Source organism: Bacillus sp. DTU_2020_1000418_1_SI_GHA_SEK_038, from assembly GCF_032341175.1.
Taxonomy (GTDB): Bacteria; Bacillota; Bacilli; order Bacillales; family Cytobacillaceae; genus Cytobacillus.
This window is the reverse complement of record NZ_CP135435.1, coordinates 1,260,257-1,274,271: the sequence shown is the minus strand read 5'-3', so window position 1 is coordinate 1,274,271 and position 14,015 is coordinate 1,260,257. Positions and strand designations below refer to the sequence as shown.

The window sequence follows — 14,015 nt, the reverse complement described above, 5'->3', positions numbered from 1 at the left end:
CGTATTGAAATTCACCTGCAATTACCCAATTAAAAGGCGAATTACTTCTTTAGTTATTTTCGGCACTACTTCCGTGGAATATTGGATTTCCATTCTTTCAAATTTCTTATGGCCATCATATCCATATGGTCCAATATTAATTGCTGGAACATTAATATCACGAATATCTTGAAAATTGACGTAATGTTTCGTTCCCCATCCCGGATTATTTTCCATAACTGCCCTAATTGCTTCATCATCATCACTTAACGCAACACAACTCATATCGCAAATATATTGAAAGAAATTCTTCGTAACGATCGGATGAGCATACTCTGGTTGTATCGCTTCAATCGCCTTGTCTAATGCCTCTGATAAATTGTCCTCTCTTTCATCCTTACCAGTTAATGCCAAGCAAGGTGAATAAAGCGATGAATAAAATAGGATAATCGCTGGACTTTTATCTTTCATCCAATTCCACTCTTCCTCGACTACTCTTGCAGCAAACATTCGAGTATCTAAACTTTTATCTAATAATAGTTTGGATTTGAACTCTTCCATATGCTTAAGAAATTTTTCCCCATGCTCTTTTTCTAACTCTTTTGTCATATCTTCATAAATGAGCACTCTTGTCTTCCAAGGTAATTCCTTGGATGGCTGATTCGTTATCTTATTAAACTTTTCATAGCGCTCATTTAAGGTCTTAAGAGCATTTTCAAATGCAATTTCGGCTTGTTCCGATAACTTAATTAATACATCCTTTGGAGACCATGAATGAATAAAAAAGTTAAAGTAAACGTAAGCTGAAAGTGCTGTCTGTACTGTATAATTTGGCTTTAAATCCATTTGCTTTAATGAAACAGGCGGAGCTGGTGTTTCTCCTAAAAAACTATCACACAATTCCGGATTGTAACTAATTTGTCTAGTTAATTCTGCTGCAATATAATTAGGGTCTAATCCTTCAAAAGCAGAGCCGACATGAGTTTCAGCCCCTGTAATAAAGAAGGATGGAAGAAGCTTTCCAACTGTTCCTCTGTAAATATATCTATTTTCATCCCCTTCATATAAAGGAGTTACAAAATCGGAATTAATTAACCCAATATAATTAAATCCATGTTCTTGCTTCCATTTTTTAAGATCCTTTAATCCAGACAAAACGCCTTTTGAGCTAACCTCTTCGTCACATGCTGCAAAAAAAACAAGATTTCCGGATAGCTCTTCTGGATGTTCAGAGAAGTATTTTAATAGAGAAAGATGACTTGCCACACCACTTTTCATATCTAAAACACCACGTCCGAAATACCATTCTGCTGAAAGCAGGTGATCTTTTACGAGAGTAGGCAGCGATTCTTCCTTTAGTTTTTCCATAAGTTCGGAAGGCGAGCAAGCGACGTCTTTTAAATTTGTGTAATCATCAATCCCTACGGTGTCTATATGTCCCATTAAGATAACTGTTTTCTTATTATTTATATCTTTTGTTCCTTCTACGAAAGCCAGAACATTATATCTTTCAATCTCATCATCTACTGTTCTTGATTTAATAAGTTTGTAAGGATTCTCTTTAAAATATGGAAGGGACGAAACGACATCATATATCTTATTAGCTATATCAATCTCACCCGTTGTATCAACAATACTCTCAACTCGAACTAATTCATCTGTAAACTGTAATACTTCATTTTTTGTCGAAATCATTGGAACATACTTCCTCTCTTTTTCATTAATAAAATTTATTCCTTTATTTAAAAAGCGGAGTGCCTAAATCATGGGTAGAAAAAGGACTACCACAACTCTCTCTTTACTTCGCTACAGATTACCCCTCCTTCCATCAGTGAGAATCCCTCCTCACTGACGGACTTATTTTTATAGGTTAATTTCTTCCGTTTCCTTTGCTTTTTTCAAATAGGAACGCCATGTGATTGCCCATTTTTCTGGGTTTTCAAAGTAATCCTGTTCATCTACTCGATGAATGGAACTATTATGCGGAGCATTTTTCACATGTTCTGGATTGGAATAAGCCTCGTTTGAAATCTGTGTTAACGATGCAATATATTCATCTAAATCTGCTTTAGAGTAGGACTCTGTTGGCTCAAGCGTAAATGGTTCTGGTATGACAAATGGATGGTGACTTGACCAATAATGATGGGCAAAATCAGCCATACGGCGGGAAACATCATCCGTAGTTACTCCAGTTTCCTCCGTTAGCTGTTCCCAGCTATAACGCACTTGCTCCAGCCTTTTTCCATTAATATAAGGAGCGCTTGCCCCGCGGATTTTTAATATTTTGTGATATAAATAGTTATTGTTTAAGACAGCAATTTGGGCTACATCCTTTAATCCTTCAGCGCCAAGTGCCCTTACCCATGCGTAGGCTCGCAATACTGTTTGCGGAACGCCCTGGAATGACCGTACTTTCCCGATACTATGTTTTAAATTATCATTCAAAACATACTTCTCATCTTGTTTTTCAACGATTGGCCCCGGTAAAAATTCCTTCAGCTTGTTTATCACTCCCAGAGCCCCTGTTGCTGGACCACCACATGCATGTGGAGTAGAAAATGTTTTATGAAGGTTGAAGAAGCACATATCAAAACCTGCCTCTTTTGCACGAGTAATACCAAGTAGTCCGTTAGCATTTGCCTGGTCATAGTAGCAAATCCCGCCAGCTTCATGGACAATTTTCGTAAACTCCTTAATACGGTAATTATAAATTCCTGTATCCTCTGGATTCGCAACGACAAATCCAGCTGTTCTTTCGGAAACAACCGCTTTTAACTCCTCGATGTCAGGGAAGCCCTCTTCATCTGGCTGTAAGGTGATAATTTTGTATCCCTTAACTGCTGCAGTTGCCGCAGCCGAAGGGTGTGAGAAGCTTGTTGTAATGATTTCATTACGTTGTTCCCCCTCACCGTTAGCATCATGGTAAGCACGAACAATCGAAGCCATCGTAAATAATGACTGTGTTCCGCTCCCTGGCTGGAATGTGAAATAGTCCATTCCAGAAATTTCTCTCATGCATAAATCTAATTTATACATTACCTCAAGGATCCCTTGTACCGTACTGACATCCTGTAACGGATGAAGCTCTGACATTTTAGGTGATGAAGCAAAGGTTTCGTTAACTTTTGGAGAATACTTCATCGTACAAGTGCCTTGCCCAATTTCAACGTTAAAAGCAGCTCCCAGCGTTTCCTGTGAAAGTCTCAAATAATGGCGTAAAACTCTATTTTGGGTTATCTCAGGTAAATTAGGCTGTCTTTTTCGAACCATTTCAGATGGAATAGCAGAGATTCCATCTCCTACACTATTGATAATTTCCTCTTCAACTGCTGGAAGAGTAACTCCACGCTCTCCGCTTTTATGAAGTTCAAAAATAATCGGCTCATCCCACTTTGCCTGATGATAGTTTCTAACACTATGGGTTCTATTAATTTTTTGCATGTACATTCTCCCCTTTCTCAATGCTTTCGACCGAATCTAAGCATTGCTGAATTGTACTGACAAGTTGATCGATATCCTTTTTCGTATGAATTTCAGTAATACAGAATAATGCACATTGCCCTAATTCTGGAAAATCCTCAGATAAGTCCTTCCCGCCAAAGATACCATTATCCAGCAAGTATTTATTTATTTCCTTTACAGATTTTCCTGTAAGGTTGAAATCAACAACAAACTCCTTAAAGCTTGTTGATTCAAAACGTGATGCTACAACATTTGGAATGTTGCCAAGCTGTCCCATTGCATATTGTGACTTTTGCATAATGGACTGACCTAGTTCATACATTCCTTTTGGCCCTAATAATGATAAATAGACGCCTGCTGTAATCCCCCATAAAGCCGTTTGCGTTCCAACAGATTCTTTCCCATTTTCCCTCTGTGCAAAAGAGGTTCTATCATAATAAACATCTCCGAATCCATATTCCCCTTCAACAACTGTCGGTGCAATTCCGAATAATCGGGAAGGATATTCCTGTACAAAAGTAATATCATCATGTGTAGCAATAAATCCAGATTGTCCGCCGCCATAACTCATGTGCATGCCTAGCGGCTGAAGGTCTCCACAAACGATATCAGCACCATAATGGCTTGGAGGAGCCAGTACTCCAAGGGTACTCGGATCAACACCTACGACTGTTATAGCACCGTGGTCTTTTGCTAGACTGCTGATTTTTTGACCTTGCGATTCAATAAAACCAAGATAGGATGGATTTTCAAAATAAACGGCGGCTGTATTTGCTGATAACTTGTTTTCTAAATCCGTCAAATTGATTTGACCTGAACCCTCTTCATAGTCAACAAGAATAACCTTTATGGATGGAGAGCAATAATTTTTAATCACCTTCAAACGGTCAGGCGATATCGTTTTTGGCAATAGTACTTCTGTCCGGCCAGTAATACGTCCTGCCATTCTGATAGAAGTAGCTGCTGCCTGCGCCCAATCAAATGTTGGAACGTTGACAACATCCATATCTACTAATTCCGCCATCAAACTTTGATATTCAAACAATGCTTGATATCTGCCATGATCCTCATAAGGGTCCCCGGCATAGGCGGTTAAAAATTCTGCACGTGAATTGATTTCATCACATACAGCTGGAATATAGTGGTTCCAACAGCCTGCACCTAAAAAATTTAAGTATTCTTTTGTATTAATATTTTTGTTTAAAATTCCATCTATATATCTTTTTAACTCGTACTCTGATAACGCTTCCGGAATATTCATCTCTTTTTTATAGTGCAATTCTTCAGGTATACCATCAAAAAGCTCTTCAATCGTTTGAACACCAATTTCTTTCAGCATTTCCTCTTTCACATCTGGAGCTGTGTTTGGAATATATGGATGAGCTCCTTCATTAAACTTTCCCATTATCTATCTCTCCTTTAAATAAATTTTTATGCCAGTCCTCCACCGTCAACCGTTAACACCGTTCCTGTTACCCAAGAAGCCATATCACTTGACAGGAACAGGACACCTTTTGCTATGTCAGATGGTGTGCCAATTCTTTCTAATGGACGCCCGACAGCAGATGATTTAAGAAATGACTCTTCCTCATGCTGTAATTGCTTAGCTTCATCTCTTAATAACGGTGTATCCGTGTCACCTGGGCATATACAATTGACACGAATATTCTCCTTTCCATGGTCTATGGCCATCGCTTTTGTTAAATTGACAACGCCCGCTTTCGCTGCACAGTAGGAAGCCGCTAGATCACCGCCTTTTAACCCCCAGCCTGAACCTGTGTTGACAATACTGCCGCCGCCATTTTTAGCCATGATTGGGATAACAAACTTTGATAATAAAAATGCTCCTTTCAATGAAACATTTAGAACAATATCCCAATCCTCTTCTGTATGATCAACGACCGTTTTTCTTCTAATAACACCTGCGTTATTAAACAAGACATCAATTCTTCCAAATTCTTGTTCAATCTGTTTGGCTACAGCTTCACATTCAGCAGATGAAGTAACATCACATTTGAAAAATCCTGTTTTCCATCCCTTATCATTCATTGAAGCTGCAACGGCCGTTCCCTTCTCTTTATTAATGTCAATAATGGCAACCTGTGCACCTGCCTCTGCAAACAGCTCAGCAGTCGCCAAGCCGATACCAGAAGCCGCTCCTGTAATAACAACCACTTTATCTTTAAGTCCTAATAATTTTTCATAATCCAGTTCACTCAATGTTTTGCCTTTTTCTTTATTGTTTACATCAATCAATTCTAGTCCCTCCTTTTTATTATCAATCTTATACTCGCAAAAATTGTGCCAACTTTCTAATTTATCTAAAAATAGCGTTTGTAGTAGAATCCTTGACATATTTTTTAAATCTTTGACATCCCTCTTTTGACAGGACTGACAAAAAAGTGTGTCAAAATTGTCATAATCCACCCAAATTATTGACTATTTAGAATTATGTAAATAAAATAAGAGAATCTTAGATTGAAATTGATACATAGGGAGAGAACATGAAATGCTGTTGTTAAATTCCATTTCAAAAGTTATACAGGCTTTTTCAAATCTTCTTCACCTAGATATTGCTTGCTTCAATCCTAATGGCAAATTAATTGCTGCTACAGAAAACTATATACGTGTAAAAGGAGAGAAGGCATACGCTCCGTTTTTTAAGAAACTTTACGGCAATCACATTACTTTTCTGCATCAGCCCGGAAAAATGAATATGTGTACAGGATGTCATTACATCAATAATTGTCCTTCGAAAGCTGAGCTTATCCAAGACATGGTCATTAATGGGAAAAAATATGGGTTTATATCTTTTGTCAGCTTCTCTGATGGAAACGAAAGGATTTTGATAGAAAATCAGGACTATTACATAAAATGGTTATCTCAGTTAAAAGAAATAATTGTTTCGATATTGAAAGACAGTAATGAATTTAAAGTAGAAGAGATAAGCTCGAGAACAGCACCAAACTATATTTTTGGAAAAAGTTCATCCTTTCTTCAAATTCAAAGGATTATTAAAAACATGAAAAATAGTTCTTCTTCTGTTTTAATTACAGGGGAAACAGGTACAGGGAAGAGCTTATTAGCGCAATATATTCATAGTACAAGTGTGGTCCAAAATGGGCCTTTCGTAGAATTGAATTGTGCATCTATTCCAGAAAACTTATTTGAAAGTGAATTATTTGGATATGAAGAGGGAGCATTTACAAATGCAAGAAAAAAGGGAAAACCGGGCTATCTTGAATTAGCTGATAATGGAACTCTTTTTTTAGATGAGATTGCAGATTTGCCTATTTCCTTACAGCCGAAGTTATTAAAGGTGTTACAAGATGGCGTTATCCAACGGGTAGGGGGAACACAAACAAGAAAGGTAAACTTTCGCATTATTGCAGCAACCAATCAATCATTGGCCAAATTGATGAATGATAATCTATTCCGTTCGGATTTATTTTACAGATTAAATGTTATTCCGGTCACACTTCCTTCTTTAAAGGAAAGAATGGAAGACTTATCTATTTTTGTATCAAGCATTATTGAAAAATTACAGGATCGAACAGGCAAAACGATTTATTCCTATACAGATGAGTACTTAAAGTCACTGTCCAGCTATCATTGGCCGGGAAATTTACGAGAGCTGGAAAATGTCATTGAATATAGCATGAACATGGAAACAGAAAATATATTAACAGAACACTCCCTTCCTCCCTACATCTTTCAGAATTGTTCAACCTCCAGCATTGAGGAGAACGAACATGAACCCCCTCTTGCAGGAGCCGAACGGGATGTAATTATTCAAAAGCTTCAGTACTATGGAAATAGCTATAATGGCAAACAAAAAGCAGCCCAGGACTTAGGCATAAGTGTTCGTACTCTATATCGAAAAATGGAAAAACTGCATATTCTTTCATAGAAAACTTATATTTCTTAAGATTAAATAGTAGATAAGGTTAGACTTTGGAGACATTGGTTACCGCCCGGTGGAAATATTGGATTGAGCGGGCACCATTGACAGAGATTGATGACCGTTCTTGGCTGTTTTCGGTCGGCACGGGCACCATTAGCAGGGATTGGTGACCGTTCTTGGCTTTTTCCTATCGGCACGGGCACCAGTGGAGGACATTGATGACCGTTCTTAGCTTTTTCCTATCGGCACAGGCACCAGTGGAGGACTTTGATGACCGTTCTTGGCTTTTTTCGATCGGCACGGGCACAATTAGCAGGGATTGGTGACCACTTCTGGCTTTTTACTGTCACCAACAGCAATAGAAATCCCACAAAATATGATATTCTGTGGGATTTCTATATTTTCCTATTCCGCCTCTGTCAAACTCTTTGCTGCCTCGAATAAAATTTGGGCTCCATCTGCTAAATGGCCTGAATCAGACCATTCCTCTGGACAATGGCTTAAGCCGTTTTTACTTGGAACGAAAATCATCCCAACATCTGTGACATCTGAAAAGACCATAGCATCATGACCTGCACCGCTATTGATAGAGCGATAAGAAACTCCCAATTCTCCGCTTATTTGCTTGAGAAGAGAACGCATATTTTCACTAAGTGCCTTTGGCTGGATATATAATTGCTGCTTAACCGAAGTCCGAATGCCCTCTGCTTGATAGGATTGAATTAATGTCTGCACCTTCTCCAGTACACGTTGAACATTCTCTTCTTTTCCAGATCGAAGGTCGATGGTGAAAATCGTTTTATCCGGAATGACGTTGGCACCGTTCGGATAAACATGTAAGCGGCCAGTGGTGATGACTGTCCCCTCTCCCTCTTCCAGAGCAAGATCCGGTAATTGTGCAATAATTCTTGCTGCTGTCACTAACGCATCAGACCTGCGATCCATCGGAGTTGTACCAGCATGGCCTGCTTGACCCTCTACCGTTACCTCTAGCTGAGTCAAGCCTACAATCGCTTCTACAACTCCAATTGGAATATTGGCTTCTTCAAGAATCGGTCCTTGCTCAATATGCAATTCTAAGAAAGCCTTCATTGTTTTCGGATCTCTTATTTTGACCAAGGACGAATCTAATCCGATTCCCTTCATTGCTTCCACCGTTGAAATGCCGTCTGAATCCTTTAGATTTTTGAAATCTTCCTCGGTCAGTGTGCCAATGATTCCTCGTGATCCCATTAGGCCTCCGCCGAATCTCGAACCCTCTTCTTCTACCATCGCAATCACTTCTAATGGATATTTTGGCTTTAAGTTCTTTTCTTGAAAAAGAGCAGCCACTTCTAGACCAGCGACAACGCCGGCAGCGCCATCATACGCACCGCCGTTAGGAACAGAATCAAAGTGAGAACCGACAATAACACTAGGCGCATCCTCTATACTTCCTTCTAGCCTTCCAAAAATATTGCCTAACCCATCTTCACGGACTATTAATCCATATTCCTCCATAGTCTCTTTAATATAGTTTCTTGCCTGTAAATCCTCTTGACTATAAGTAAGCCGTGTTACCCCTTTACCCGGAGTTGCCGTAAATTTACTCAATTCCTCAATATGGTTTTCGATCCTTTGTTGAGACTTTGTCATGTGAATCCCTCCAAAACTAGAACTTTACTAAATGAAAGATAAGCGGGTCGACATTACTTGGCCATTTCATTTACCAAATATATCGAACCCGCAATATTTTACTAATTATTTCAAGAATCCTACGAAAATACCTGCTAAAACTACGGAAACCATTGTAACTGTGATGAAACCTCCAACAAGCATCGGCGGCAGCATATGACTTGTTAAAACATCTTGTTCCTTTTTATCTTTTGTTAATGATTTAATAACCTCATTCGTAATAATATAGTCTGCTGGAAATCCGTATAAAGCTGTTAAAGAAACCGCAAACGCCATTTCTTTACTAACCTTCAATACCTTTCCGATAATAAACGAGAAAATGTACATTCCAATTACACCTAATACAATACATCCAACTAAAGGATAAATAATTTCAACCAACATGCTTGGAGTCGCATTTTTTAATGAGTCAAAAACAAAGAGCATTAGAAACATAATACCTATTCCAAATCCATTGGCTTTAAAGAGAATTTGTCTTTCCAGAAAACCAACACTTCTTCCAATAACCCCGAATACTAAACATAATACAAACGGACTGATCGCAAATATCGGTGCAAGCGCCGTTGACACAAGATAAGCTAGTAAACCGACAATAGCTAGACGAAGGAATTTGAAATAGTCGGTGTTATACTCTTTTGGCATCTTTTTGAAAAGCTTTAGTTCATCTTCTTCACTAGATTCAGTCTGTTCAGCTTCTAATTTCTCTAGTTTTCCACTGCGATATTCCTTCAGAAGCCTTCTGCCTTCCTTCTTTAATACGATAGAAGTTAAAGGATAACCTGCAAAACCTTGCATGACATAAATAACGATAGCAAATACAGATAGGGATATAAGCCCTAATTCTTTTGCACCTTCAGACATAATAACAGCAGATACGATTCCACCGACTAATGGCGGGATCGCAACGACAACAGTGTTCCAGTCCCAAATAAATGTCCCAATTCCAAATAATACAGCAATAATTCCTAAAATACCTGATAACGCAATAACAATCGTCTTCCATTGCTTCATTAGTTCTTTAACAGAAAGTAAAGTCCCCATATTTGTAATGAGTAGGTAAATCACCATCGTTGCAACAACTGGTGGTACACCAGATATGGAGACGATGTCCTGCGGGAAAAACGTCCAATATCCAATAAGAAATAAGACAGCACTGACAAATACAGAAGGAATCCAGGCTTTTGTACGAGTTGAAACAAAATCTCCAATATATAAAATAAAAACTAATATTACTAAGGCTGCCATTTGAGGCATGAGAATCACTTCCTTCATTAATATCCATAAATATACAATTTCCTTAAATACATTTCCTAATATTTCATTAAAGAGGTTACGAAAAATTCAAAACAATTAACTTCTAAAATGCCTATTACAAAAATAGAAAGCGTACCGGATCCTTGTCATACTTCACTAAGAATCCGGTCTGTATCCTCTACTATTTATTATTTTCTAAATAAGTTAAAGTCGCTATTCCTAATGTTTTCGCTGCAATCAGCATTCCTTTTTCATCAATATCAAATTTTGGATGGTGATGGGGGTATGTTTCTTTCCATTCAGGATTTTGACCGCCTGTGAAGAAAAATGCTCCCTTAACCTTTTGCAGATAATATGCAAAATCCTCTCCACCCATTTGCGGTTCACATTCAACTACAGCTGTTACGCCCGGCACTTGTTTAGCTAGCTCCACAATAAATTCCATTTCCTGTTTTGGATTAACGGTTGCAGGGTAGCCCTTTTGGTACTCGTACGTATATTCTGCATCTGCAGCCAAACAAGTTCCTTTAATGATGCGTTCAATTTCAGATTCTATATACTCACGTGTTTCATCTTTGAAAGTTCTTACTGTTCCAGCAAGAGAAGCGGAATCTGCAATGACATTCGGTGCATTTTTTGCTTCAAATGAGCCAATTGATATAACAGCGGTATCAAGAGGATCTACTCGGCGGGAAACAATTTGTTGAATATTGCCAACCAGCTGTGATCCGATAACAACACTATCCTTTGTCCGATGCGGCTGAGAACCGTGTCCGCCACGGCCTTTGATTTTCACTTTGAAGAAGTCAGCGGCTGCCATCATCGGTCCTTGCCTATACTCAATTGTACCCACAGGAGCAGTTGACCAAATATGCTGGCCAAAGATGACATCCACTCCAGCTAAACAGCCATCCTCGATCATCGCAATCGCTCCGCCAGGCAGTACCTCTTCAGCGTGCTGATGGATAAATACAATATTTCCTTCGATCTCTTCCTTCATACTATTTAAAACTTTTGCCAAAATAAGCAGTGTAGCGGTGTGGCTGTCATGTCCGCAGGCATGCATAACTCCAGCTACCTTCGATTTATATGGGACATCGTTTTCTTCTTGAATCGGAAGTGCGTCAAAGTCCGCACGCAATGCAACTGTTTGGCCAGGCTTTCCACCGCGCAGTGTGGCTACAACCCCGCGTCCTCCAACACCTGTACGGACCTCATGGCCTAATTTTTCATGATATTCAGCAATGTATTTAGGTGTATTTTCCTCTTGGAAAGAAAGCTCGGGATATTGATGCAAATATCGGCGTACTTCTACCATTTCATCGTAAGCCTGATCTAATAACTCATAAAGCTTGTTCATATTCATTCACTCCTACTTAATCGACTATAATATTTTATCAAAATAGTATAATGTATTTGTTTTTTCTATATTGAATATAATAATAAATCTGAAAATTAATTCAATGTTCATTTGTACATAAATGAGATCTGTTTATTGTATAATAGTCCATAAAGGTGGGATTACACTTGATAAAACAACAACTATTTACTTTTCTGCAAAATAAATTCAATAATAATCCTTATAAAATATACTTTTCTGAAAAAGTAAAACAAAGAACCCAACTGCTACACTCACACGGTGAGATGGCAGTTATTGATATCCCCTTTCTCACAAATCCCTCAAAGAAGAAATATCTTGTTCAGCCGAGTACTAATAATAGCCTTTACACATTTTTCTACTCTGGGAATGATCAGGTCCATTTATATCTTTCTAATCCCGCCATCCACTTATCCAAAAATGAACTAGATGAGCTTTATATCCTTTTTTCTGTAGTAGGTCTAGAAAATAAAATCAGTGCAAAAGAGATTGAGCTAACCAGTATGATAGAGAGCACTCTTTCTATCACTGCCTCTCTTGAGCTAGACGAAGTACTCGACAAGATTGTTAGCCATGCCCTAAGCGTAATTCCAGCTGCAGACGCGGGCTTTGTGCAATTAGCTAATGATAGAACACAGGAATTAACGGTAAGATCAGCAATTGGTTTTAATAAAAAGCTGAAGGCTATTCGAGTAAAGTTCGGGGAATCCATAACTGGAAGAGTATATAAAGACGGAAATCCCGTCATTTATTTCTCAAAATCTGAAATTTATGAAGGAATGGAAACTCTTTCGATGAGTAACTTCACTAATATTCGAGGTGCCAGTGATCATTCTAAATTAAAATCCCTCATTTCAGTTCCTCTAAAATTGGATAACCAGCCAATCGGCGTCATGACTGTTCATCAATACGAAGCGGAAGGAAAATTAACCGAGGACAATCTTCGATTATTAGAGGGCTTTGGGGCACAGGCAGCTATTGCCATTCAAAACGCAAGACTATATCAGGAAAAAAATGAGCAGTTAGAAGAAATCATAGAATTAACAAAACGATTAGAGGAAAAAAATAGTCTTCTTTTAAGAAGAGCAGAGATTCATGAAAATCTAACTCGTCTTTCCCTGCAAAATAAAAGTGTAGAGTATATCATTCGGGAGTTAAATCGAATGATGAGCAGTGAGGTTTTCTTTTTTGATAATTTAGACTCCGAGCTCTTTCCGAAAAAAACAGTGCATTATCCATATTTAAGCAATGACGAATTCGCTGAAATCCTAAGGTATAAGACAAAACCATTTTTTATAGATATTAATGATGAGAAAGAAATGAAATATTACGTATATCCGATATTAACGGACCGCGTTTCCCTAGGCTGTTTTATTATCCCGTTTCTTAAACCGATTTCGCCCCAAGATAAAATGACCATTGAACAAGCAAGTTATGTTCTGGCCCTCGAGCTAACAAAGCAAAAAACTCAGGCAGAAGTCTATTATAAAAAAACAAAAGAAATCTTTAATGACCTGCTGAACAATAAAGAACCATTAGTTATGGAGGAAATTGGAGAGGCATTAGGTTTAAATACAAATTCATTCTTCTCCGTGCTGCTGCTTGAAATAGTCTCATACACTGATCTGCAAATATTAGAAGCAGTTATTCATCGCCTCATTTCCAGAATTAAACGGAGAATACCTGAAAAAGGAACACTCGTATATGGATTTCATAATAAGGTCACGATTCTCTTTTCTACAAACCACCCAAATGAAATAGATGAAGTGGGCACGATGCTAGACTCCTTATTATTGAAATGGGGTAACCAAGAGAACATACCGCTTTATGCCGGGCTTAGTTCATCTTATAAGGGGATACATGCCATTTCTAAGTGCTATGACGAGGCAAAAAAAGCACTTGCATATATAATCAATCGCCATAAAACAGGGATCATGAATTACAAAAAGATGGGGATCAATCGACTTTTTCTAGCACAGCCTTCTCCGGAAATAGAGCAGTTTGCCAATGATATACTGGCACCGTTGCGTTCAGAAAAAGCACAAAACAATGATTTAGAGAAAACGCTTTTCACTTATGTAAGACTGAATAAATCGATAGTCGAAACATCTGAAAGGCTACATGTTCATAAAAACACGCTCTACCACCGCATTAAAAGGATCGAGGAACTGCTCCAGCTTGATTTCAATGATCCAGATGACTATTTACAAATATTATTAGCCTGCCATCTGTATGAAAACTTTCCTAAAAATGAATAAGGCTATAGCTATTTTGTTATTAAACTTTCGAAAACAAAATCAGTGCCTGTCTATTTCCTTACTCCATGTAAATAAGTGACAGGTGCTTTTTTACATTTCCCTCTGT

The 14,015-nt window shown here is 38.2% G+C and carries 9 protein-coding genes; 2 read left to right on the top strand and 7 right to left on the bottom strand.

Translation table 11 applies throughout. From position 1 onward, the window contains the following. Positions 1-21: 21 nt before the first annotated feature. From RRV45_RS06250 to RRV45_RS06235, 4 genes are all read right to left on the bottom strand, one after another. Entirely contained in the window at positions 22-1,674 is a 1,653-nt protein-coding gene (locus tag RRV45_RS06250) for a M20/M25/M40 family metallo-hydrolase (RefSeq protein WP_315667937.1), read from the bottom strand. A 168-nt stretch (positions 1,675-1,842) separates the two neighbouring features. Further along, positions 1,843-3,420 (bottom strand): aminomethyl-transferring glycine dehydrogenase subunit GcvPB, encoded by a 1,578-nt coding sequence (gene gcvPB, locus RRV45_RS06245; RefSeq protein WP_315667936.1) that lies wholly within the window; start codon positions 3,418-3,420, stop codon positions 1,843-1,845. After that, entirely contained in the window at positions 3,407-4,846 is a 1,440-nt protein-coding gene (gene gcvPA, locus RRV45_RS06240; protein ID WP_315667935.1) for an aminomethyl-transferring glycine dehydrogenase subunit GcvPA, read from the bottom strand. Before gcvPA ends, gcvPB begins: the two co-directional genes overlap by 14 nt. Before the next feature lie 26 nt (positions 4,847-4,872). Then, positions 4,873-5,652, bottom strand: a complete 780-nt coding sequence (locus tag RRV45_RS06235) for an SDR family NAD(P)-dependent oxidoreductase (RefSeq protein WP_315668951.1) — start codon at positions 5,650-5,652, stop codon at positions 4,873-4,875. Between the two features lie 298 nt (positions 5,653-5,950). Between RRV45_RS06235 and RRV45_RS06230 the strand changes: the two genes are divergently transcribed. Next, positions 5,951-7,351, top strand: a complete 1,401-nt coding sequence (locus RRV45_RS06230) for a sigma-54 interaction domain-containing protein (protein ID WP_315667934.1) — start codon at positions 5,951-5,953, stop codon at positions 7,349-7,351. Positions 7,352-7,750: 399 nt separating this feature from the next. Here RRV45_RS06230 and RRV45_RS06225 read toward each other — a convergent pair whose 3' ends face one another. The 3 genes from RRV45_RS06225 to RRV45_RS06215 form a co-directional block, all read right to left on the bottom strand. Further along, positions 7,751-8,980: a Zn-dependent hydrolase gene (locus RRV45_RS06225; protein ID WP_315667933.1), complete on the bottom strand. Its 1,230-nt coding sequence runs from the start codon at positions 8,978-8,980 to the stop codon at positions 7,751-7,753. Positions 8,981-9,085: 105 nt separating this feature from the next. Beyond that, a complete protein-coding gene (locus tag RRV45_RS06220; protein ID WP_315667932.1) occupies positions 9,086-10,273 on the bottom strand; it encodes a hypothetical protein in 1,188 nt (395 codons plus the stop codon). A 181-nt stretch (positions 10,274-10,454) separates the two neighbouring features. Next, positions 10,455-11,633, bottom strand: a complete 1,179-nt coding sequence (locus RRV45_RS06215) for a M20 family metallopeptidase (protein WP_315667931.1) — start codon at positions 11,631-11,633, stop codon at positions 10,455-10,457. Between the two features lie 167 nt (positions 11,634-11,800). On the opposite strand from RRV45_RS06215, the gene RRV45_RS06210 reads away from it, so the two are divergent. Further along, the gene (locus RRV45_RS06210) at positions 11,801-13,909 is read left to right on the top strand and encodes a helix-turn-helix domain-containing protein (RefSeq protein ID WP_315667930.1); all 2,109 of its coding nucleotides are present in this window, start codon (positions 11,801-11,803) and stop codon (positions 13,907-13,909) included. The last annotated feature ends 106 nt before the right edge of the window (positions 13,910-14,015 follow it).